Here is a 21,031-nt window from a genome sequence, read left to right on the forward strand (position 1 = left end):
GGTGGAGGGGCTTGGAGCGAGGCCACGTCACCGCGCTCCAAGCCCCTCCACCACCCGCCTGAAGAAGGCGGGCGGTCCCCCTCCCCCGCTGCGCGGGGGAGGATTTAAAGGGTCACCGCCCCAACAACACCCGCGCCTGCCCGGCAATCTGCGCCAGCATCGCGGCATTCGGCGCCGGAGCCAACCGCGCCCGGTCCACCACAGCCTTGAACTGCGCCACCCGACTCGCATTGGCCGCAAGCCACTCCTCGACCTGCCGCTGCGGATCGCCACCGCCCCGGCCGAGAAACTCAAGCCGAAGCTGCTGGAAATCACGCGCAAGGCCGGCGATCAGCAACCGCTCCCACGGATCGCTCGACACGATCCGCGCTGCGTTCGCCTGAGCCCAGTCGAGCCCGAGCGCCTGGCCGAGATGCGTGAACGCCCGCGTCAGCACCGTCTCGTCCAGCCCCAGCCGCGCACCAAGATCGGCCAAGCCGATCGCACCATCCAGCTCGAACAGCCGCACCACCTTCTGCACCAGCTTCTTCGGCGCGCCAGCCATCTCCAGCGACGCGGCGATCCGCGCACTCTGCGCGCTCGCTTCGTCGAGCAGCAGCGCCTTGGTCTGCTTGTCGAGCTGGGTGACTCCCCGCGCCAGCCGACCGAGCGCGGCACCGGGTCCGGAACCGGACCGGGTGACACGCAACAGATCAGCGATCTGCGACCGCGCGGCAACCGCCACCTCATCGAACAGCGCGATCCGCGCCGCCTCCGGCATCGGCGCCGTCTCGATCTCGGCCCAGAGCGCAGGCAGGTCGAACAGCCGCTCGACCACGACGAACATCGCCGCGATGTCGGTCATCGCAGCGCCTTCCTCCTCGGCGAGCTCGAACGGGTGAAGCACGCCCATCCGGTTGATGATCCGGTTGGCGAGCTTGGTCGCGACGATCTCGCCGCGCAGCCGATGCTGGTCGATCGCCGCGGCGAATTTCTTGCGCATCGCCGGCGGGAAGGCGGCCCGCAGATCCGGCGCCAGATCCGGATCGAGCCCGAGCCCGGCCTGTTCGATCGCCGCCTGCAGCGCGAGCTTGGCTGTTGCCAGCAGCACCGCGAGCTCGGGACGGGTAAGGCCACTCCCCTCCTGCGCCCGTCGCAGCAGATCGTCGTTCGAGGCGAGGCCCTCGACGGCACGATCGAGATTGCCCGCTGCCTCGAATATCTCGATCAGCCGGACATAGCTCGGCACCGCATCGGCACCGTCCTTCTCCATGATCGACAGGCCGAGCGTCTGGAGCCGGTTATCCTCGAGCACGAGATGCGCGACATCGTCCGTCATGCTCGCAAGGAAGGCGTTGCGCTTCTCATAGGCCAGCCGGCCCTCGATCATCTCGCGGTTGAGCGCGATCTTGATGTTGACCTCGTTATCCGAGCAATCGACCCCGGCCGAATTGTCGATGAAGTCAGTGTTGATCCGCCCGCCGCGCATCGAGAAAGCGATGCGCCCCGCCTGAGTCACGCCAAGATTGGCGCCTTCGCCGATCGCGGTGGCGCGGATATCCTCGGCATTGACGCGCAACCGGTCATTGGCCGGATCGCCGACCTGGATATTATTCTCGGCCGCAGCCTTCACATAAGTGCCGATGCCGCCGAACCAGACGAGATCGACCGGCGCCTTGAGGATCGCCGAGATCAGCGCGCCGGGGTCGAGTGCATCCGCCTCGATGCCGAGCGCTGCGCGGATCTGCTTCGAAAGCTTGATCGTCTTGTCGGTGCGCGGATAGACGCCGCCGCCCTTCGAGATCAGCGACGGGTTGTAATCCGCCCAGCTCGACCGCGGCAGCGCGAACATGCGGGCGCGCTCCTCCCAGCTCTTCGCCGGATCGGGATCGGGATCGAGGAAGATGTGGCGATGGTCGAACGCCGCCACGATCTTCAGCGTCTTCGACAAGAGCATGCCGTTGCCGAACACATCGCCCGACATGTCGCCGCAGCCGACCACGCGGATCGGCTGGCTCTGCACATCAATCCCGCGCTCGGCGAAATGGCGCTGGACCGAAACCCAGGCGCCGCGCGCGGTGATCGCCATCGCCTTGTGGTCGTACCCGACCGACCCGCCGCTGGCGAAGGCGTCGCCGAGCCAGAAACGGTTCTCGAGCGCAATCGCATTGGCGACGTCGGAGAAGGTCGCGGTGCCCTTGTCGGCGGCGACGACGAAATAGGGATCGTCGCCGTCATGCACGACGACGCCGGCCGGATGCACCACCGCACCCTCGACGATATTGTCGGTGATCGACAGCAAAGCGCGGATGAAGACCCGGTAGCTCTCGGTGCCTTCCGCCAGCCACGCATCGCGGTTCGAGACCGGCGGCAGCTGCTTGGGGTAGAATCCGCCCTTGGCGCCGGTCGGCACGATCACCGCGTTCTTGACGCGCTGCGCCTTCATCAGCCCGAGGATCTCGGTGCGGAAATCGTCGCGGCGGTCGGACCAGCGCAGGCCGCCGCGTGCGACCGGACCCGCGCGCAGATGGATGCCCTCGATCCGCGGCGAATACACCCAGATCTCGCGCCATGGCACCGGCGCCGGCAGCCCCGGGATCATATGGCTGTCGAGCTTGAACGCCAGCGCCGCCGCGCCAGCAGGCGCAAAGGCATTCGTCCTGAGCGTCGCCGCAATCACATTGCGCAGCGCGCGCAGGATACGATCGTCATCGATGGCCTCGACCGCATCGAGCCCGGCATCGATCGCCGCATCCGCTGCCTCGACCGCGCCCGGCTTGGCTTTCCGCGCCGGATCATGCGCAATCGCAAACCGCCCGATCAGCGCCGCCGCAACTTTCGGCGCACGGCGCAGCGCATCGACCACGGTGACCAGCGAATAGGGCAGCCCGGCCTGGCGCAGATAGCGGAACCAGGCGCGGAACAGCACCACTGAGGCTGGCGCCATGCCCGCATCGACGATCAGCCGGTTGAACGCGTCATTCTCGGCATGGCCCTCGAGCACCGCCGCGATCGCGTCCTCGAGCACGACCGTATCGCCCGCCACAGACACGCTGCTCTCGACCAGGAACTCGTGGACAAAGCCCTTGTCCTCAGCGGCAAGCGCGGTCGGCACTTCCTCAATCACGCGGAAGCCGAAATTCTCCAGCACCGGCACCGCATCGGAGAGCGCCAGCGCGCCGCCCAGCCGGTAGATCTTCAGCCGAGCCGCCCCGCTCGCGTCGCGGTACAGCCGCACCGATCGATCCGCCGGCGTCTCCAGCCGGCTCAGCCTGAGGATGTCGCGCGCCGCCTCTTCGGCGGTGTTGCCGGTGCGATACCCTTGCGGGAACGTCGCCGCATGGCGCAGCGCAAGCCGTGTCGCCCGCGCCGGCTCGACCGCCTCGGCCAGCGCCGCTTCCACAGCCGGCACCCAGCCGCGCACCATCCGCGCGATCCGCGCATCGAGCGCAGCAGTATCGGGCACCACACCCTCGCCCCGCACATCGATCGTGTAGCGGATCTGGGCGACTATCCCGTCCTCCATCGCGATCGACCAGTTGAGCAGGCTGCCATTCGCCGCCTCGGCGAGCATGTCGCCGATCGCGATCCGCCGCGCGGTCGACAGATCGTCGCGCGGCAGCCACACGAACGCGAACAGATGCCGCCCCAGGATCGAGCGCACCAGCACCAGCTTGGGCCGCGGCCGGTCAGCCAGCGACATCGCGGTCAGCGCGACCTCTTCGAGCGCTTCGGACGCGAACGCAGTGACGAGGTCGTGCGGCAGTGCCGTCAGCGCATGGGTCAGCGCCTTGCCGGCATGGCTCGACGGGTTGAACCCGAACTTCGCCTCGAGCGCCGCCAGCCGCGCGCGCAGCACCGGCACATCCTCGGGCGGCGTGCTGAGCGCGGCGCTTGTCCACAGCCCGGCATGGATCGACAGCCCGACGATCTTCTTCCCCTCGCGCACCGGCACCAGGGCAAGATCGAGCGGCACATGCCGGTGAACGCCCGAAATCTGGTTCGACTTGAGCAGGAGAGGGGCCTCGCCGCCCTTCTCGAACCACTGCACCGCAAGCGAACGCGACGCCTCGGCGAGGATCGGCACGGCATGATGATGCCGCGCAATGCCAAGCGGCGCCTCGCTCTTCCCGCCGCGCCACGTCTCATGGCCGAGCAGGGTGAAGTTGCGATCGAGGAACCAGCGCAGCAACGCCGCGCCTTCGCTGTCCCCAAGCGACGCGGCATCGGCGGCCATCACATCCTGCAGCGCCTGCCAGTCTCCAACCGCCGATCGTACATCCGTCAGGTTGCGCTCGAGCGCCGCGACCAGCTCCTTGCGCTCGCGGGCATCGGCGCGTTCCATCTCGATATAGATCATCGATTCGGGCACGCCCTGATCGGCCACCGCGGTCAGCGCGCCGTTCGAATCGCGGGTGACGCAAACGACCGGGTGGATGATCCGATCGATCACCACGCCTTGTGCACCAATTGTCGCTGCGATTGAATCAACCAGGAAGGGCATATCGTCATTGACGATCGCCAGCCGCATCAGCCGGCGGGGCTCAGTCCCCGAGACCGGCTCGAGCGAAAGCACCGCGGTGCCGGGCGGCCGCGTCTCGGCGGTGGCGGCGACGAAAGTGGCGGCTTCCTGCCGCTCCTTCTTGCCGAAGCCCTGCAATTCCCCTGGAAGAGCGCCCTTGGTGAGCCGGCCGGCAAGCGCGTCCGACAGCGATTTCAACGTCGTTTTAGCCATGCCAGCCCTATGCGCCCGCCGATGGGCGACCTCAAGCCTTGTGGCACGCGTTGCGACAGAAAATTACGCGCTACGGTAATTCCCAGTCGCGCCGGGGAAACTTAACTTAAGCGCTCAACCCGTACAGCACAGCCCCGTGCGGCGGCACAGTCGCCACCACCTCGCCCGTGACGCGCCCCAGGTCACGCCCTTCCCAAAGGTCCCGCACCCCGGCCGACCGCAACCCAAGCCGCGCCAGCGGGAAGCGCAAGGTCCGCGAGCCCTTGTCCGCGGTATTGAACACCGCAAGATAACACCCGCCGCCGCTTTCCGCCCGCGCGGTCCACACCGGCGTGTCGTCCTGCAGGAAATGCGGCTGGTTGTCGCGGCTGTGCTGGTCCACCGCGATCACCTCGCGGTTGGTCAGCAGCGCCAGCGTCGCCGCATCGAGTTTGCGCAGATCGCCCCCCATGATCAGCGGCGCCCGCGCGATGCTCCACAAGGTCATCAACGTCCGCTGCTCGTCCGCCGTGAACTTCGTGTCACGGCTGTCGAGCGCCAGGCGGCCGAGCGGCAGCATGTCCGCATCAGGCCAGGCGCCCGGCCGGCGATACTGGTTCCAGTTCTCCAGCCGCACGAACTGCTCCTTGAGCAATCGCCACTCGTCCCAGAAATCGTCGCTGATCCGCCACATCTGCGCAAACTCGCGCACATGCGGCCCCCGCGCGACCGGCGTCTCGCCCGGCGACAGGCTCAGGATCATCGGCCGCCCGCTATGCTGGATGGCATGGTGCGCCGCCTCGATCTCGGGCAGATGCGCGTCATAAGGCCGGCTCATATCGTCCATCTTGACGAAATCGACGCCCCAGCTCGCGAACAGCGCGAACACGCTGTCGAAATAGGCCTGCGCCCCCGGCTTCGTCATGTCGACGCCGTACATATCCGGGTTCCACGGGCAGGTGCTCGCTGTGTTCGCGATATCCTTCGCGTGCAGCGACGTGCCCAGAATCGGCAAATTCCGCGCCACCGCCGCGCGCGGGATGCCGCGCATCAGATGCACGCCGAACTTCAGCCCCATCGCATGGACCTTGTCTGCGATCGGCCGAAACCCCTTGCCCCCGGCACTCGACGGAAAGCGGTTCGGCCCGGGGATCAGCCGCCCGAAACCATCCATGCTCGGCTCGGGCGCCTCGCTATAGGCATAGCCCGTCGCCTTGTCCTCATACCATTGGATGTCGATCGTGAAGACATCATAGCCCGCCGGCAGCAGCTTCGCGGCCTGAATGCTGGCGACCTCCAGAGCCTGAGCCTCGTTGATGGTGGTCGCGAAGGAATTCCAGCTGTTCCACCCCATCGGCGGCCGCGGCGCCAGCAACGGCGCGGCCTTGCGCTTGCCGAGCGCAGGCGCCCCGGCCGCAAGCCCGATCAGCCCCGCGCCTACCAACACGCCCCGCCGACTTGTCCCCGCTCCCGCCATGTCCGTCCCTTTTTAACTCTGAGTTATTCCCCCGATACGCGAGAAGAGGGAGAGCGGGAAGGGGCGAGGCCTTCTTTCTCCCTCTCCCCTTGTGGGAGAGGGAAGGGGCCCAAGCGAAGCTTGGGAAGGGTGAGGGGGACTCTTATTGGATTAGTGCTGCCGAACCTCACTCCCCCTCACCCTTCCGTCGCTGCGCTCCTCCCTCCCTCTCCCACAAGGGGAGAGGGAAAAGCGCCCCCTCAATCCCCCCGACGATGCTCCTCCAATATCTGCCGGTACCAGTCATCATCACTCTCCTCGACCGGCCGCCGCACCGGCTCCACCCGTGAGGGATGCACATAAGCCTCCACCGCCCGCGGCATCACCGCCTCGGCAAAGGTCAAAGCCAGCGCATCCGCATCATCCGGCGAGGCGAGTCCGCGCGCCTTCATATGCTCCTTCTTCTCCAGCAATATCGAAACCTGGTCCGCCGCATAGCCATATTCCACCCCCGCCAGATCGGCCGCCAGCGCCTCGTCGTCGGGAATGGCCCCGCCCCCAAGCCACCCCCGCATATTCGTCCACATCTCGGACCTTTTGTTGGCGGTCTTCACCCGCATCTCGCCCGCCCAGATCGCCTCGCGCCCGGCCCCGCCGAACCACACTTCATGCACGTTCGGCACGCCCAGCTGCCGCAGCCGGTCGATCACCGCCGCCCCGATATTCCCCGCATCGACGAAGATCGCATCGGGGCAGTGCAGCTGCGCCTGCAACGCCACATCGCCCGCCAAAGTCATCGCATCCATCTTGTGCCACCGTTTCCACGGCCGGGACCGCGCATCGCGCCCATGGCGGATCGCCAGCGTCGAATGGTCATTGCCGAACCGTGCGCAATCCAGCCCGAAGATGATCGGGTCGCTGATCAGCGGCCAGGCCTCCCGCACCCGCGCCGCATCGATCTCGGCAGAGCCAATGAACTGGCGCGAGCTGCTCGAGGGGAACTGCCCCCGCACCCGCACCCGCACCACATCGCTGTCCTCGCCGTACGTCGCGACCAGCTCGTCCAGATACGCCTTGTTGGTCCCCTCCACCGTCCGGCTGTCGATCTGCGCCGCATTCCACAGAGCGCGGTGCTTCCCGAAACACTCCCGAAACGCGCCCGTATTGAGCGTCGGATTGCCGAAGGCGAGGAAGATGATCTCGGTCTCCTCATCGGTCAGCGCCCCCAGCGCCACCTCCCAGACCTTGTCCGCGATCCCCGATGCCTCGTCGAACACCAGGATGATCCGCTTCCCCTGATTATGCAGCCCGGCAAAAGCCTCGGTATTGGAAATGCCCCAGGTGACGAGATCCGCCCGCCACCCCCGCTCATGCCCCGCCGCGGTGGAGACGAGCGCAGTCGCCGTCGCGCGAAACCACTGCTTCGTCGCCGACATCCCATGCCATTTCGCGATCTCGGGCGCCGTCTTGGTCAGCAACTGGCTCTCGGTATTGGCGGTGATCACGATGCGGGTGTCCATCTCCGTATCGAGCCCCCATTTGACCAGCATCGCGATCAGCGCCGATTTCCCGATCCCGTGGCCGGATGCGCGCGCGATCCGGCACGGCGTGAAGCGCGTTTCGGGATTGCCGAGATGCGTGCCGATCGCCGCCATCACCTCCTGTTGCCAGGCGCGCGGGCCGGAGACGTGGCGCAGCACGCCTTCGCCCCAGGGGAAGGCGAGCCGGGCATAGCCAAGGGGATCGTGCTGGTGTTTCATGATGCGATCGACCAGGCGCTGGTGGGCGGTGGCCTCACCCATGGCGCGACGATCGCAGATGCGCCTTGACGTAAACCGGGGCGGGGACCGGCGCGGCGACGGGCCGGGGGGTGCCGCCCGGAGGCTTGCCGCCACGCAGAACGGACAAATGGGGCGGACCATCATCGGCGCGCGCGAGCGCCCGCTCGATCATCGCGACGAGGCCCGTATCTTCCTTCTCCTCCTCGGTATTCCGCCATTTCCTGGGATGGCGGGCGCGGAGCCATTGCAGGGCGGCGTTGGCATCGGGCGGGAGATGGAGCCGATAGGGCGCGTAGACGGGATCGGGATCTGCGGCGTGCTTGAAGATCTTCACGCGCTCGACGCTGCAGCCGACGGCGCGGGAATAGAGCGCGCGTTCGACGCGGGCGTCTGCGTGCTCCTTGCCGGCGACGACGGCGAGGGCGAACTCCTCATGGGTGTTGCGCCAGCGATATATGGTGCGGACGCACACCTTGAAATGCTCGGCGAGCTCTTCGTCGGTGGCGCCAAGCTGGCAGAGGCGGCTGGCCTGTTCGGCATATTCGGGTTCGTAAATCATGGCGCCGGAATAGCGGCGGTGGGCTTAGGGTTGAATCAAGGTGCGATGTTGGGAATGTCAGGGGGGTGCTGGCAGTTTTGGCGATGAGGATGTGGCATATTATTGTTATAACTCAGTACTTTAACTGTAATGTACGTGGACTGTCACCGGAATTCCGTCTGATCCGGACCAGGTTTGGATCAACGCAAAAGCGACAGGCCGCTCATGGCCAGCGACGGCGCAATTCGGGATTTCGAGGCCAGGCCGGGCAGGGCTGCCAGATTTAGCGATCGTCCTCCCCGACCTAAGTAGATAAACATCTGCGAAGGGAGCGAACAATGGGAATAACGACCATCACAAGTCGCGAGTTCGACCAGGATACACCCGGCGCCAAGCGGCGGGCTGACCGTGGACCGGTGTTCATCACCGATCATGGCCAACCCGCCTATGTGCTGCTGACGATGGCTGAATATAATCGTCTCGCAGGCATGGGAAAAAGCGTCGCTGCAGCGCTCGCCCAATCCGGCGGCTCCGAATATGATTTCGATGTCGAATTCGCCCGATCGCGTGAACTGGCGCGCCCCTTCGACTTTGATCTCGATTAATATATCTTCTCGATACCCATGTGTTGTTGGCCTTCAGGCGGGCTCACCGCGAGGCCGCGGCATTCCAGGCAGGGCCAAAGGCCAGCGTAAAAAAAATCTCAGATGGCAATCTTGGATCTTGTCTTACCGACGATAATCGGTATGCTTTGATCTCGGAATGTTCTCGCGCTCAGGCAAGGGATGGGATTATATGCGGGCTATCGACCTCTACGCCGGAATTGGTGGATGGAGCCTGGGACTGCGTCTCGCTGGTGTCGAGGTTGTGGCGTCCTATGAGTGGTGGAAGCCAGCAATAGCGACCCACGCAGGTAATCACGGTAGCGTGTTCGAGCCCACTAACATTCGCGAGCTCGACCTAAATAAGCTTCCAGACAAAATTGATATCGTCGTTGGGAGTCCGCCTTGCACCGAATTCTCTTACGCAAACCGCGGCGGAAGTGGTGATATCGTCGAAGGATTGAAAGATCTCGTCCGCTTCTTCGAGGTTGTTGAGCGGGTCAAACCGCGATTCTGGGCGATGGAAAATGTCCCCCGGGTGGCCGAGGTTCTCCGGGCTGGGTTTGCTGATCCCAATCATGTTCTCTATCGCTTCCGTCGGCTCATGCCCACAATCGAAGTCATTGATTTTTCGGATTATGGAACGCCACAGGCGCGCCGCCGCTGCATTGCGACCAACATTTCGCTTGAGCTTGTCCGCGCTTATCAGCCCCACCTTCCCAAGCGAACGTTGGGCGATGTCCTCACGGCGTTGTCGAAGGCCGGTACAGTGAAAGATCCAGTTTGGGGCGTTGAGCTAGATGCCGCCAAACTCACCGAGATGGAGGTTGAGCCGGCACTCAACCCTGAAGAACTCAGGATGAACCGTGAGGCGAAGGAATTTCATCCGGTCTATAACAATATGGCGTTCCCAGATTCTCTGATTCAGCCCTCTCGAACAGTTACCGCCACTTGTACCCGGGTTTCACGCGAAAGCATCGTCATTGCCGATCCAAACGCCCCCGAGTCTTTTCGGCGGCTTACAATCCGTGAGCGGGCCTGTATCCAAGGCTTTCCGATAACCTATCAGTTCTATGCGCGGTCTTTTGCTGAAAAGGCAAAGATGATCGGTAACGCCATCCCGCCAACTTTCCCTTATCTGCTCGCAATGGCGGCTCAAGGGCACTCAGCCGAAGATTTCAAAGGGTTCGCGGGTGCAGGGGCACGCCTTTCCTTGCCAGAGGCAACAGCCCCGGTCACGTTACCTGACCGCGAAGGCAGGACCTATCCTGCGACGAGGAGCTTCCGGGCGGCGCTGCCTGGTCTACGATTCAAGAGCGGCATGCGATTCGAGCTGACCAACAGCACGGGCTCTCTTGATCAGGAATGGCGGGTCCGCTTCTTTTTTGGTTCGTCCCAAGACGTGCGTGAGGTCGAACTCGAAGGCGATATCATCCGCGACTTGAAGCGCAATCCGGTCTTAGCGACCGCTATAGACTCTATGAGAGGGGAACTCGCTAAAGCCTCAGCACTGCTGGGCAGGACAAATCCCTCTTCCTTGCAACAAGCTTGGTCTCATAAGCAGGAGGGCACGGGCCCTTATGAAGTAGTCGACTGTCTTGGTTCGCTGGCAGAGGAATTCCAAACCCGCTTGTCCGATAGCTTGGATGAAGATGACGTGCCGAGGGTCAAAGCCTATGTGCTGGCTGTCGCGAGCGGATCAAGCGGCGAACGCAGGCTGATTGGCCGCAGCAAGCTGGAGAAATATGCGTTGCCAATCTTAGGCGGCCTTGTCGTGTCGGAATGGTTCAATACCTTGGATTGGCATAGTGAGCGGAAAGCGGCCGCCTGACCTCACGGCTCCACGCCGATCAGAACAAGCGGGACGGGTGGCACGCCGCGGCCCTCCCGGACGAGATTGAAGAGCTCACCTTCGTAATATCCTGGACCGGATGACATGTCATTCTGGAGGTTCTTCATTGGTATAACTTCGATGCCAACGTCTATGCGGCCTGCGATATAGAACGCCATATGCTTCACGAAGAGATCGTAAGCGATAAAGGCGTATTTACCGAACTGGACCTCAACAGCGACCCGGTCCTTTACGAAGTCGGTCTGGTTCTTGGAGGGTATAGCTTTAAGCCCAGCAGCCTCGATCTCAGCTTTCTGATCTGTTGGCGCCATTTCAACAATCCGCCGATTCACTGCGGCGCTTGAACACACCCAGTAGGGGGTCGTGACAGCTGTCCAGCCGCGCGGGTGGAAGCCAGCCTCAAAGGCCTTGTTGAGCAATTTGGGCGCATAGAGGACTTTGTCTCGCGTGCGCGCCTCCTTCGATATCTTTGTACGGCATTTTGCAGCATCAACCCCGGCGATCACGTCCTTTATCTCCGTCCAAAGGACGGGCCGGCGTGCCTCCAGAAATTCCAAACCATTGAGGTGTGAATAGATTTGCGCGATCTTCAAACAAGCCCCCGTCTGCAGCGTCGTTCCCCTAGGTATCGGATTTGACGGACATTGCCACTGACGATAGGTCGAGCTCAGATAGGGGTGAGATGTTCGAAGAACTTCTAAAGCGCGATTTCCAGGTTGAATTTCAGTCGCACGCACAAGCGATCTTGAGCGTGGATTTCCCCGAGGCCATCGGAGAGCTGGAAATGGCCCTCGCGGCCACAACAATCCCTATCGAGGAGATCATTGCTGGCGGAGGCGGAGAGGCGAAGGGCACTCAGCGGCTACGGAGGGCGTTGGCGGATTTGAAATGGCTCAAAACTACCTTCGTGGTTGAGAAGCGCATCAATGGTGTGCCGCGAGAAAGCCAGTCACATGAAGTCGACCACGTCCGTGAATTCCCCAGCGGAGAACGGGTCGCGCTTGAGATAGAGTGGAATAACAAAGATCCCTTCTACGATCGGGACTTAGAGAATTACAAACGGCTTCATGCCGATGGGGCAATTTCTGTCGGAGTGATTGTGACCAGGGGCCGCTCGCTCCACGAAAATATGCGTTCGATGGTGCGACGCTTCCTCGAAGAACGCAAAATCGAAAATCTCGACGGGCTAAGGGAGTGGGGCTACGAACCGACCTCCCGACAGCGAGCTGCGATCGCGATGCGGATGAATCGCGCGAAGAACCCTGTTGGCTTTCACGACGCGTTTATCGACAAGTTTGTTTCTGACAAATTTGGTGAAGCAACTACCCACTGGCGAAAGCTCGAGGACCGAATTCATCGCGGTGTCGGAAACCCGTGTCCTTTACTCCTCATTGGGTTGCCTGACTCAATAGTCACCTTTGATGAAGGAAAAGCGGCGTTGCACGAGGTGCAAGCGGCAGAAGGGCAGGACTAGCTGAGAGTTCCTGCTAGCTTGTTTCTGTGATGGCCCCTTAGTTCATATTCAAATGTCATTTGGGGTAGTTCGCATCGTTTGATGTGGCTATTAATTCTTTGAGATCAGCGTAGGCAATGGCGTGGATCATCCCGCTGTTCGGCTTTACGAACATTCCATTGATAGGACGTTCTATGTCACCGGGCACCTGCTCGTAAACCAAGCTCTTACCTCGCTCTTCTATCCTGTAGCCGGAGATGAGTCCTAGCAATGAAGGGTTAGCGCTGTCGGTGCCGGGCGCCCAAATGGGTCCCCCTGAATATCCGGGATTATTTAGGCCATCCAATATCAACATAGAACGCCCGTTCGCAGGTTCCGTAATTACGCCGCTGAAAAATGCGGTCCTTACGAGAGGTGTGCTGTAACCTGTGGGGCTAGCTGCCGTGTTCTCGAGGCCATGCGGGAAACCGGTGAACTTCACCTCCTGTCCGAGCGCCAATTTCGGATCGTCAGGATGGGAAAATTGGTGGTCAACGGCAACTTGGATTCCGGCGACGCCAAATGTCGCCGCATCGTAACCGTCCGGGTGAGAGGTGGTGCCAGTAAGCTCAAATCGTTCCCAATCCCTGGGAGTTTTGAAAAAGACATAACCGCCAGCAACTGAGCCTCCGAGCACGTGCTGGGCTGTGAGGAAATGCGTTCTATCCCCAGACTTGTATGCAAACGCGGTGCCGATACCGCCTTCAGATTTTATGCAAAAGCACGTAAATAGATGGGAACTGGACGCCAGTATCATGGTAAGTTCTCGCTCAAAGGAGGGAATTAGGAATCACCCGTACTGAATGCATCTGTGATTGACCTTTATCGATATTCGAGAGAGCATTTCAAATTCAAAGGATCGGGGGCCATCTTGGAGCAGCAATTCGCGTTCAAACTGAGGTTCAAAGGGGAAGAGGTCGATAAGGATGGCCTAGATCTCTATGACGGGTCTGCGTCCTTCCATGGGTTTGCGCGAGCGCTGCAACTGGTAACGCACGCTTACCTCAATGACGAAACTGTGATGAGGGCGACCGCCCTCAAAGGTGGGACCCTTTCCTTCGGATCGCCTCGTCGAGGAAGTATACTATTCGATATAGTTGCAAAGCTGCACCGAAAACCAAAAACTGGTCCGCTCAATGCCGAAGCGTTCTATGACTTCACGAGAGTTGCGCTTGCTAGGGCAACGGGGGACTTGGACGCCGCGGCTCAGACGTCATACGTCCAGCAAAGGTTGATCGATGACGAACCTTTCTTCGACGAGCTAGGCGAGAAGCTCGAGGGAAGCTTACAACAGGCGCATCGCTCTATCGACAATCAAGAGGTTGTCGTTTCACTAGAGCGCCCGCGTTCAACATTGCTCCTGTTTGATAAGGAGACTAGTGCTTGGGTCCACACGCGTGAAGAAAATCCGAACTCTCAGGAGTTTAGAGGAAATATGACCCGCTTCAATACGCAGACAGGCAACGGACGAGCATATATAAAATCTCTAAAGAAGATCATTCCTGTTCGGAAAGCCGACGGGTTCGACGAAAAAAATAAGGGGTGGCTCACTTGGTCCCTTCACGGAGCTAACGTAGCATCGGATAAGGAGCTTATATTTTCGGGCAGAAGGATTGAATCGGCAACCGGTGAAACCAAGAGAATTATACTCGACGACTGTTCTAAGGCTTGAACAAAGGACCGCGAAACAAGGGATAACGCAAGGCAAGGATAACGGGATAACGGTGACGGGTGCGATTACCCCTAAATTTTAAACCGCCCTAGCCGCACGGTCACTGCCACCCTCACTCCCCATTCCCAAGCATCGTCTGATCTGAACGCCCGAACGCCGCCCGCGAAAACAGGTCGGAGCCTTCGGGCACTTCGGTATCGCTCAGGATTTCATAGCGGCGAAGCTGCGCTACGATCCGCGCCGCGATGCCATGCTCCGCGCGGTCCCGCACCGCCTGCTCCGCTGACTTGAAATCATTGCGATACCCTGCCGACACGGCTCGCAGGGCGAACTTCACGTTCCAGACCAGCTCAGCTTCGTTGACTTGCCGCACATCGCTTCTCCGAATCGGGGTTCGGCTTAGGGAAGCGATAAAATTCCAACATCGCAATGCCATAGGGGATTGGACAGGCTATCTATGTTCTTGTATTGTTCCATTCAACCGATTCGGCGGTAACGGAGGCCTGACGAAAAAAGCGGGGCACTGAAGTGACGATCATTTTGCCGGGATGAAGCGGCGTGGTGCGCTACAAAAATGGCCTCAAGGTCGCGACGCATATCTTCGAAGCGGCCGCCTGGCATTATCAGCTGAAGGTAACGTGCGGCGCGTGCGGTCACAGTTCGGTGTTCGATCCGCACCAGCTCTGGGAGCTGTTTCGGAAGAGACATTGGGACGACGATTTGCGCAGCGCGCCGCAGCGTTTCTGGTGCCGCCAATGCGGGGCACGGGTGGGCAAGCGGATCAAGCGGGCAAGGATCGAGCTGGTCGAGGACAAGGCCGACGATCATGGGCTGCCCTTCCCGAACGAGGGGGAATGGAAGCGGGCGGTCAATCGCTTTCGGTCATGACGAGGAGTGACGAGATGAAAGTATCGAGCGAATACAAGATGGAAATCCTCGATGCGCTGTTGCCGGCGCTGTTCGATTCGCTGGCGGACGGTGCGCCGGGAGGCGAGGCGACCGCTGACGACGTCGTCGATCTGTTCACGATGGGCCTCGCCGCGATTCTGGACAATGACTCGCATCTCAAGACACCGCGCGATTTCCGCATCTGGTCGGAGCGCATTGCAAAAAGAACCGAGACCTGGGCGAGGGAGTTTCGCGTCGTGCAGGAGAAAGCCGGCGTCAGTTGGCTCAGGACTGCGCTTGGTTCTCGTGTTGGCCAGCCTCAGACAACTGTCATCAACTGAGACGGATACCCGGCCTGTAATTCCAGCACGTCCGCCATGGAGCCGTTAAGCCAGCGATCATGGTCCTCCCTCAACAGGATCACCGGCATTGCCTTGGGATGCTTCGGCGCGACGAGCGGGTTCGGCTCGGTGGTGCAGAAGGCATAAACCCGGTCATGATCCTGATCGACCTTCCACACGCCGGCAAAGCATGGCTCCGGCTGGTCCCCGACCGTGAACCACCAGTTGAGATCACCCTGGCCGCTCCGGTCAGCCGCCGCCTTGGGCTCGGCGAAGCGGGAGAAGGGGACGAGGCAGCGATGCTCCGGCTTCAGTAGCCAAGGCTTCCACATATTGTTGCCGAGGTTCCGGCAGTTGGTCCACCAGTCATATAGATAAGGCATCTCGCCCTCGCGCGCGGGGCGCTTGCGCTCCTTGCGCGTGGGGAAGCCCCATTTCATCGTGCTCAACACGCGGATGCCATCCTGCTCGCGGATGACATAGCCAGGCTTACCGGGCGCGGCGTAGTCCTTCTCGACGGTCAGCTCGTTGCGGAAATCGTCACTGGCTTTGAAATAGTCCAGATATTCGGCACGCGAGACCTTGAGGTTGTAGAGGTTGCACATGCCAGGAATGTGCCGTCACACGAAGAAGCGCGCAAGGCCGACACACCCCAAATCCTGCTTGAATTAAGTGTCGGTCAGGTCATTGTGGACCTTCGTAACAGAGAGGAACTGCCATGCTTCGCTTGTCGCTCGCCCTCGCAGCCGCTTCGCTCGTCGCCGCCCCGGTGACCGCCGCCACGCAATGCAAAGACCCGAAGACAAAGCGGTTCATAAAATGCCCACCAGCTGCGGCCGCTTCCGGCGGCGTTACCAAAGATAAGAATGGCAAGTGCCATTTCGCGTCTGGGCCGAAGAAAGGGCAGTTCACCAAGTGTCCCTAAAGCACTTGCTCGCCTGGCGGGTGCGAGTGCCTCTGCACTGTTAACCTGCTCCGCCCTAGCGGGCGGCCTTCACCGACTCCACATCGAGCTGGAAGAACTGCCCGTCGAAAGGCGCAGGTGCCGGCGGCACGCCGGGCACCACGAAATGTTTGTGGTTGGCGATCGCCACGTCATTGGAGTCGTACGCGCCCATCGTCACCGTCGCGCCGCCGCGAATCGGAATCGTCACGCGATAGTCGATGGGAAAAATGTAGTGACCCACCTTCTCCTCGTTGCGATTGAAGGTGTACGTCGCTTCGGGGTCCGAGACGTGCAGGCTGTAGAAATTATAGTCGTTCTTGACCGGCGTGCCACCTGTCTGGAAGTGCTCGAACTGAACAATGCCCCCCGTGAAGTTCTTGGGCTCGACCACGCCGCGCACATGCAGGGTTACCTGGTAGGTCGTCCCGGGCTTGCCGCCAAAAGTCCGCACGATCTCGCGCTTGAGTTTCCATTGAGGATCGGCGGTCTGCAGCAGGCTCTGGTCCCAGTGGCATTCAGTGTCCTGGTTGAACTTCGGATTCGCACAGGGCACTTCCAGGCGCAGCCCCGCGAGGCTTGCAGCAGGCGCCGCGCTGTTGCCTGGCGCGTGGTTGGAGGTGGGGGTGGCGCACGAAGCGAGCAGGGCTGCTCCCATCGCCACGCCGGCAATCCTCTCTGCGATGCCCTTCATGAAACCCCTCTCGCGCGATCGTTGGACACGCGCCATGCTACCCGTGCGCAGCGCCCCTGCCCAGTCCGGCCGCCATTGTGGTCCGCAAGCTTGCGTCCTCCATCACTCTCCTTCAGGTTGAACCCTTGAGCGGTTCAGGCAGGAGCTCGAGCATGATCAAGATGAGCGTCTATTATCCGGCCGATGGCGGCTCGCGGTTCGATCACGACTATTACCGCACCAGCCATATGCCGCTGATCCAGGAACGGCTCGGCGATGCCTGCCTGCGCTACGAGATCGACAAGGGTCTCGGCGGTCGCGAACCTGGGAGCGCGCCGGCGTTCGTCGCTGCGTGCCACATCTACGCGCCGACGCTGGAGGCATTCCAGGCTGCGTTCGGTGCCCACCGCGCTGAGATCGCCGCGGACGTTGCCAACTATACGGACATCACGCCCATCGTGCAGATCAGCGAGATCGTTGAAGGGTAGGGGCTTCGGTACGTCTGGCGTAGCCGTCGAACTTGCCGGGATCGGCCTAGTGCCGGCGCACCTGATCACGCGCTTCGGATTCGAAAGGATTATCCCTTCCAGGATGACGTCGCGCCCAATTCACGCTATAGTTCTGGTCATGGCAACCCGTTTGAAACACCCGATCGATGCCGACGCCGATCTGCTGCCAGCGATCGAGGCAGCTTCGCGTAACGATGATGGCGCCGCCGCGCGCGAGCATCTCGCAGCGGGTTTCCCGATCTATTACAGCGAAGACGACACGCCTGCCGGCGCCGTGATCAAGGAATATCCTGACGGCCGCCGTGAGCTGGTTCGTTTTGATCGCGAAGGCGAGCATCGCTTCCAAGCCGCTGCGTGACCCGGCAGCTTTGGGTGTTCGCTGGCCCGAACGGGGCCGGAAAGACCACCATCGTTGATCGTCATGTGGCGGGGCGGATTCCCGTCGTCAATCCAGATGTTATCGCGCAGACGCTGCCGCCGCATCTGAGTGGGGGCGCGAAAATCCTGCAAGCCGGGCGAATTGCCCTGCACCGGCGACAAGAATTGCTCGCTGCGGGAAAAAGCTTCGCGATCGAAACGACGCTGACCGGGCGCAGTGAACTCGATCTGATGCGCGCGGCGCGGAGCGGCGGATTCAAGGTGAGTCTTGTCTATATCGGCTTGCGAGACGTCCAGAACTCGATCGCGCGGGTTCGCGAGCGGGTCAGCCGGGGCGGCCATGATGTGCCCTTCGCTGATCTGATCAGGCGCTTCGATCGCAGTCTGGGTCATCTCGGCGAGGCGATGGAAATCGCTGACCGGGTGGTGCTGATCGACAATAGCCGATCACGCCGCCAGCTCGTCCTTTCGCGTGAGGGTGGCCGGATCAAATACGCCATGCCGAAGCCGCCGGCATGGGCAAATCTTGACCCCGCCGCGTGATCGGTTACCCCTACGGCATCCGATGCCAAACCTCCGAGTCCTTCCCGCTCGTCCTGAGCTGCCAGCCCTTCCCGAGCTGCCCAATCTTGCTGAGCTGCCCACCCTTCCCGAGCTGATCGCCGCAACCCACTCCCCCGAAGCCGCGACCGCTTTCGCCTCCAGCACCCTGACGCGCGCCAACCGCGCGGTGCTGGCGAAGGTCGGGCTGGATCTGATGCTCGGCTTCCCCCCGGTCCCGCGCGCCTGCTGCGCCATGAGCGCCCTTTATGCGGTCGCGCTCCGCTCGGCGGTGGCTGAGCCGGCCTATCTGGTCGCCGGAAAGCTCTATGCGGACGGTGCCCGGGTCTTCGGGGAGGCCGGGTCGTGCGGCGACGAGGTCATGCCGTTCCTGCGTGACGATCTCGATTGGGATGGCCATATGTGGGTCGCCATCGGGGATTATCTGGCCGACATAACCCTCATCGTCACCGCCCGCTCGCCCGGCGCGGCTTATGAGCTCGAGGCCCTGGTGGCGCGCGAGTTCGCCCTGGACAGCCGCCTGATGATCGCAAAGACCGCCGATATCCAGAGCCTCGGCCTGGACTATCACCCGGAATATGTGCTGACCCCCGAAGAAGTCGACGCCCTCGCCCGCGGCGCCGAAGCCTGGCTGCCGCATCGGGAGTGATGGGGGGGCGGGGGGTGATTCAACCCGCCGCCGGATACACTATGCTGTCCCGCGCCCCGCCGCACGCGCCACACACCATGACTTCCCCTTCACTGGAGATCGCCATGAACATCGATCCGGAACGCTTCGTCGCCGCCTGGCTCGCCGCCTGGAACGCCCATGATGTCGAGGCGGTGCTCAGCCATTTCCACGATAACGCCACCTTCACCTCACCCTTCGCCGCGCTCCTCCTTCCCGAAAGCGGCGGCCGGGTCGCGGGCAAGCAGGCGATCCGCAACTATTGGCAAGCCGGCCTCGCCCGCGTGCCCGATCTTCACTTCACGCTGGAGGCAGTGTTCGTCGGCGTCGATTGCCTGGTCATCGGCTATGTGAACCAGAAGCAGGTCCGGGTGAGCGAGGTACTGAAGTTCGAAGGCGACCGCGTCATCGAAGGCCACGGCACCTATCCCGCCGACATCGTCAATCCGGTCGGCGCCGGTGCATCGGGGGAGGGGCCGCGCGCGTGAAGTGCGGCGAGCGTTATGGCTTAGGGGGCGACCGCCTGGCGCATCACGCGCTGGGTTAGCGCCGCATCGTCGCCGATCGCCACGACCACGTCGAGCGTGCCGCCGTCCACTACACGGGCGAGCAGCACCACATAGTCTCCGGTGTCGAGCCCGGTGTCGATCTGCACCTCGGCCAGCACCGGCATCTCGTCCATCGCCGCCGCCAGGTTCTCGGGGCGGTGGGCATGCGCCGCATTGGTGAGCTTCGCGGCGCGCTCGGCCTTCACGACACCCTTGATGCCGCCCTCATAGCCCTCGAGAAAGTCGTTCAGCTGCCCCCGGCCGACGCCGATGCGCCGCGCATGGGAGAGCACCGCGGCATATTCGGTCAGCCGGGTCTTGTCGTAATCGGCGCCGAACACGAGCTTCACGATCGGCGTCATCGGCGCGCGCAGCTGCAGCGTGATGCCGGCATGGTCGAGCAGCGCCTCATAGGCGGCCGGGTCGGCATCGGCTGCCGCGGCGAAGTCGTGCGCGCGGGCAAGCGCGCGGTACAGAGTCGTGCGGGTGCGGCTGTCCGCCGCGCGCACCGCGGCCGCGGTCTGCTGCGCGAGCATCAGCTGGTCGGTCAGGCTCCCCGCCGGCCGCGACACCGCCGCGACGATCTCCTCGTGCGGCCCGTCGGCATCGTCCACGTCGCCGTGCACTTCGCTCAGCACATAGGTGTCGGCCTCGTCTACCTGGGCAAAGACCCTCTCGTCGCCGGCCTCGTCCTCGGGCAGCTCGTCCTCATGGTCGATCTCGAGCGCTGCGTGCGGGCCGTCGGCCCAGGCGGGCGCCGCCACGACGAGCTTGGGCGTGGTGCGCACGGCTGCGTCGACCTCGCCGTCAAGCTTCGCCTGAGTCGCTGCGTCGACCAGCTCCTTCCAGTTGATCACGCCGTAGATGAAGTCGATCTTGTCCTCGTCGGACGAGAAGGGCATCAGGATGCCGCGGTACAGGGTATTGTGCCCGCGCGTGCTCAGGAACTCGGCCTCGAAGCCGATCGGCGCGCGGTTCGCGATGATTTGCAGATAATGGTCGGTCAGCCGCGACAGCAGCGAGCGACTCGGCACCTGCGCGATATGCGTTACCGAGAAGTCGTGCTGGCACTCCTCACGCAAGGCGCGGCCGAGATAGGCGATCGCCGGGTTCTCGATCCCCTTCGAGAAATCGAGCAGCACGCTGTACGGGCCGAAATCGGTGATATTCGCCGGGTCGAGATCGGCCAGCGAAGGGTAGGGCCGCTCATGCAGCAGCGACACCCAGTGGTTATAGGCCTGCACATGCATGCGCCGCTCGTCGGTGGTGATATCGAGGCGGGCGTCCTCGACGCCGGTCTCTGCCGTATCGAGATCATCGCCGGTCCGATCGTCCCCGAAAGCGCGCGCGTGATCCATGCAAAGCTACCCTGTTTGGGCGTCGACGCCCGTTACCTAAGCGTTCTGCACCGTGCGTGGTAAACGATGCGTAAAGGCG

General features: G+C 62.4%; 21 protein-coding genes. 11 read left to right on the top strand and 10 right to left on the bottom strand.

The genetic code is table 11. From position 1 onward, the window contains the following. Window positions 1-112: 112 nt before the first annotated feature. From AC1DVS_RS05730 to AC1DVS_RS05745, 4 genes are all read right to left on the bottom strand, one after another. Window positions 113-4,714 carry an NAD-glutamate dehydrogenase gene (locus AC1DVS_RS05730; RefSeq protein ID WP_478021023.1) on the bottom strand — a complete coding sequence of 1,534 codons (4,602 nt, stop codon included), beginning with the start codon at window positions 4,712-4,714 and terminating at the stop codon, window positions 113-115. A gap of 106 nt (window positions 4,715-4,820) precedes the next feature. Continuing rightward, window positions 4,821-6,170, bottom strand: coding sequence for a glycoside hydrolase family 27 protein (locus AC1DVS_RS05735; RefSeq protein WP_478021025.1), 1,350 nt, complete (start codon window positions 6,168-6,170; stop codon window positions 4,821-4,823). Window positions 6,171-6,409: 239 nt separating this feature from the next. Then, entirely contained in the window at window positions 6,410-7,951 is a 1,542-nt protein-coding gene (locus AC1DVS_RS05740) for a terminase (RefSeq protein ID WP_478021027.1), read from the bottom strand. Beyond that, window positions 7,944-8,489 (bottom strand): helix-turn-helix domain-containing protein, encoded by a 546-nt coding sequence (locus tag AC1DVS_RS05745; protein WP_478021029.1) that lies wholly within the window; start codon window positions 8,487-8,489, stop codon window positions 7,944-7,946. The genes AC1DVS_RS05740 and AC1DVS_RS05745 overlap by 8 nt, the downstream gene beginning before the upstream one ends. Before the next feature lie 317 nt (window positions 8,490-8,806). On the opposite strand from AC1DVS_RS05745, the gene AC1DVS_RS05750 reads away from it, so the two are divergent. Continuing rightward, a complete protein-coding gene (locus tag AC1DVS_RS05750) occupies window positions 8,807-9,073 on the top strand; it encodes a type II toxin-antitoxin system prevent-host-death family antitoxin (protein ID WP_478021031.1) in 267 nt (88 codons plus the stop codon). 190 nt (window positions 9,074-9,263) lie between these two features. Further along, window positions 9,264-10,901, top strand: coding sequence for a DNA cytosine methyltransferase (locus tag AC1DVS_RS05755; protein ID WP_478021033.1), 1,638 nt, complete (start codon window positions 9,264-9,266; stop codon window positions 10,899-10,901). Between the two features lie 2 nt (window positions 10,902-10,903). On the opposite strand, the gene AC1DVS_RS05760 is transcribed toward AC1DVS_RS05755, so the two are convergent. Then, entirely contained in the window at window positions 10,904-11,515 is a 612-nt protein-coding gene (locus AC1DVS_RS05760) for a BglII/BstYI family type II restriction endonuclease (RefSeq protein WP_478021035.1), read from the bottom strand. An 89-nt stretch (window positions 11,516-11,604) separates the two neighbouring features. On the opposite strand from AC1DVS_RS05760, the gene AC1DVS_RS05765 reads away from it, so the two are divergent. After that, on the top strand, window positions 11,605-12,396 hold the full coding sequence (locus AC1DVS_RS05765; protein ID WP_478021037.1) for a BglII/BstYI family type II restriction endonuclease: 792 nt from the start codon (window positions 11,605-11,607) through the stop codon (window positions 12,394-12,396). A 55-nt stretch (window positions 12,397-12,451) separates the two neighbouring features. Here the strand turns inward: AC1DVS_RS05765 and AC1DVS_RS05770 are convergent, their stop codons facing one another. Then, the gene (locus tag AC1DVS_RS05770; protein ID WP_478021039.1) at window positions 12,452-13,171 is read right to left on the bottom strand and encodes a trypsin-like peptidase domain-containing protein; all 720 of its coding nucleotides are present in this window, start codon (window positions 13,169-13,171) and stop codon (window positions 12,452-12,454) included. Between the two features lie 114 nt (window positions 13,172-13,285). On the opposite strand from AC1DVS_RS05770, the gene AC1DVS_RS05775 reads away from it, so the two are divergent. After that, complete coding sequence (locus tag AC1DVS_RS05775; protein ID WP_478021041.1) at window positions 13,286-14,086, top strand: DUF7946 domain-containing protein; 801 nt, start codon at window positions 13,286-13,288, stop codon at window positions 14,084-14,086. Window positions 14,087-14,198: 112 nt separating this feature from the next. Here AC1DVS_RS05775 and AC1DVS_RS05780 read toward each other — a convergent pair whose 3' ends face one another. Then, complete coding sequence (locus AC1DVS_RS05780) at window positions 14,199-14,459, bottom strand: hypothetical protein (RefSeq protein WP_478021043.1); 261 nt, start codon at window positions 14,457-14,459, stop codon at window positions 14,199-14,201. A 185-nt stretch (window positions 14,460-14,644) separates the two neighbouring features. Here AC1DVS_RS05780 and AC1DVS_RS05785 point away from each other — a divergent pair, with 185 nt between their 5' ends. Together AC1DVS_RS05785 and AC1DVS_RS05790 are read left to right on the top strand one after the other, a co-directional pair. Further along, a complete protein-coding gene (locus AC1DVS_RS05785) occupies window positions 14,645-14,974 on the top strand; it encodes a hypothetical protein (RefSeq protein WP_478021045.1) in 330 nt (109 codons plus the stop codon). Beyond that, the gene (locus AC1DVS_RS05790; protein WP_478021047.1) at window positions 14,941-15,315 is read left to right on the top strand and encodes a hypothetical protein; all 375 of its coding nucleotides are present in this window, start codon (window positions 14,941-14,943) and stop codon (window positions 15,313-15,315) included. The genes AC1DVS_RS05785 and AC1DVS_RS05790 overlap by 34 nt, the downstream gene beginning before the upstream one ends. Here AC1DVS_RS05790 and AC1DVS_RS05795 read toward each other — a convergent pair. Together AC1DVS_RS05795 and AC1DVS_RS05800 are read right to left on the bottom strand one after the other, a co-directional pair. Further along, the gene (locus tag AC1DVS_RS05795; protein WP_478021049.1) at window positions 15,294-15,920 is read right to left on the bottom strand and encodes an SOS response-associated peptidase family protein; all 627 of its coding nucleotides are present in this window, start codon (window positions 15,918-15,920) and stop codon (window positions 15,294-15,296) included. The genes AC1DVS_RS05790 and AC1DVS_RS05795 overlap by 22 nt on opposite strands. 375 nt (window positions 15,921-16,295) lie before the next feature. After that, window positions 16,296-16,952, bottom strand: a complete 657-nt coding sequence (locus tag AC1DVS_RS05800; protein ID WP_478021051.1) for a hypothetical protein — start codon at window positions 16,950-16,952, stop codon at window positions 16,296-16,298. 152 nt (window positions 16,953-17,104) lie between these two features. Between AC1DVS_RS05800 and AC1DVS_RS05805 the strand changes: the two genes are divergently transcribed. The 5 genes from AC1DVS_RS05805 to AC1DVS_RS05825 all read left to right on the top strand — a co-directional run bounded on the left by AC1DVS_RS05805 (window position 17,105) and on the right by AC1DVS_RS05825 (window position 19,534). Then, window positions 17,105-17,419 carry an EthD family reductase gene (locus AC1DVS_RS05805; protein ID WP_478021053.1) on the top strand — a complete coding sequence of 105 codons (315 nt, stop codon included), beginning with the start codon at window positions 17,105-17,107 and terminating at the stop codon, window positions 17,417-17,419. Between the two features lie 139 nt (window positions 17,420-17,558). Then, window positions 17,559-17,798: a hypothetical protein gene (locus tag AC1DVS_RS05810; RefSeq protein WP_478021055.1), complete on the top strand. Its 240-nt coding sequence runs from the start codon at window positions 17,559-17,561 to the stop codon at window positions 17,796-17,798. Continuing rightward, a complete protein-coding gene (locus AC1DVS_RS05815; protein WP_478021057.1) occupies window positions 17,795-18,361 on the top strand; it encodes an ATPase in 567 nt (188 codons plus the stop codon). Before AC1DVS_RS05810 ends, AC1DVS_RS05815 begins: the two co-directional genes overlap by 4 nt. Window positions 18,362-18,383: 22 nt before the next feature. Further along, window positions 18,384-19,028 carry a hypothetical protein gene (locus tag AC1DVS_RS05820; RefSeq protein WP_478021059.1) on the top strand — a complete coding sequence of 215 codons (645 nt, stop codon included), beginning with the start codon at window positions 18,384-18,386 and terminating at the stop codon, window positions 19,026-19,028. A 104-nt stretch (window positions 19,029-19,132) separates the two neighbouring features. Then, on the top strand, window positions 19,133-19,534 hold the full coding sequence (locus AC1DVS_RS05825) for a nuclear transport factor 2 family protein (RefSeq protein WP_478021061.1): 402 nt from the start codon (window positions 19,133-19,135) through the stop codon (window positions 19,532-19,534). Between the two features lie 20 nt (window positions 19,535-19,554). Here the strand turns inward: AC1DVS_RS05825 and AC1DVS_RS05830 are convergent, their stop codons facing one another. After that, window positions 19,555-20,952, bottom strand: coding sequence for a PAS domain-containing protein (locus AC1DVS_RS05830; RefSeq protein WP_478021062.1), 1,398 nt, complete (start codon window positions 20,950-20,952; stop codon window positions 19,555-19,557). Between the last annotated feature and the right edge of the window lie 79 nt (window positions 20,953-21,031).

Source organism: Sphingomonas sp. P3_C5 (assembly GCF_056402635.1).

Excerpts from the sequence above, each read along its gene's own strand:
- AC1DVS_RS05730 (WP_478021023.1), bottom strand. The coding sequence starts at position 4,714 with ATGGCTAAAACGACGTTGAAATCGCTGTCGGACGCGCTTGCCGGCCGG.
- AC1DVS_RS05735 (WP_478021025.1), bottom strand. The coding sequence starts at position 6,170 with ATGGCGGGAGCGGGGACAAGTCGGCGGGGCGTGTTGGTAGGCGCGGGG.
- AC1DVS_RS05740 (WP_478021027.1), bottom strand. The coding sequence starts at position 7,951 with ATGGGTGAGGCCACCGCCCACCAGCGCCTGGTCGATCGCATCATGAAA.
- AC1DVS_RS05745 (WP_478021029.1), bottom strand. The coding sequence starts at position 8,489 with ATGATTTACGAACCCGAATATGCCGAACAGGCCAGCCGCCTCTGCCAG.
- AC1DVS_RS05750 (WP_478021031.1), top strand. The coding sequence starts at position 8,807 with ATGGGAATAACGACCATCACAAGTCGCGAGTTCGACCAGGATACACCC.
- AC1DVS_RS05755 (WP_478021033.1), top strand. The coding sequence starts at position 9,264 with ATGCGGGCTATCGACCTCTACGCCGGAATTGGTGGATGGAGCCTGGGA.
- AC1DVS_RS05765 (WP_478021037.1), top strand. The coding sequence starts at position 11,605 with ATGTTCGAAGAACTTCTAAAGCGCGATTTCCAGGTTGAATTTCAGTCG.
- AC1DVS_RS05770 (WP_478021039.1), bottom strand. The coding sequence starts at position 13,171 with ATGATACTGGCGTCCAGTTCCCATCTATTTACGTGCTTTTGCATAAAA.
- AC1DVS_RS05790 (WP_478021047.1), top strand. The coding sequence starts at position 14,941 with ATGGAAGCGGGCGGTCAATCGCTTTCGGTCATGACGAGGAGTGACGAG.
- AC1DVS_RS05795 (WP_478021049.1), bottom strand. The coding sequence starts at position 15,920 with ATGTGCAACCTCTACAACCTCAAGGTCTCGCGTGCCGAATATCTGGAC.
- AC1DVS_RS05800 (WP_478021051.1), bottom strand. The coding sequence starts at position 16,952 with ATGAAGGGCATCGCAGAGAGGATTGCCGGCGTGGCGATGGGAGCAGCC.
- AC1DVS_RS05805 (WP_478021053.1), top strand. The coding sequence starts at position 17,105 with ATGATCAAGATGAGCGTCTATTATCCGGCCGATGGCGGCTCGCGGTTC.
- AC1DVS_RS05810 (WP_478021055.1), top strand. The coding sequence starts at position 17,559 with ATGGCAACCCGTTTGAAACACCCGATCGATGCCGACGCCGATCTGCTG.
- AC1DVS_RS05820 (WP_478021059.1), top strand. The coding sequence starts at position 18,384 with ATGCCAAACCTCCGAGTCCTTCCCGCTCGTCCTGAGCTGCCAGCCCTT.
- AC1DVS_RS05825 (WP_478021061.1), top strand. The coding sequence starts at position 19,133 with ATGAACATCGATCCGGAACGCTTCGTCGCCGCCTGGCTCGCCGCCTGG.
- AC1DVS_RS05830 (WP_478021062.1), bottom strand. The coding sequence starts at position 20,952 with ATGGATCACGCGCGCGCTTTCGGGGACGATCGGACCGGCGATGATCTC.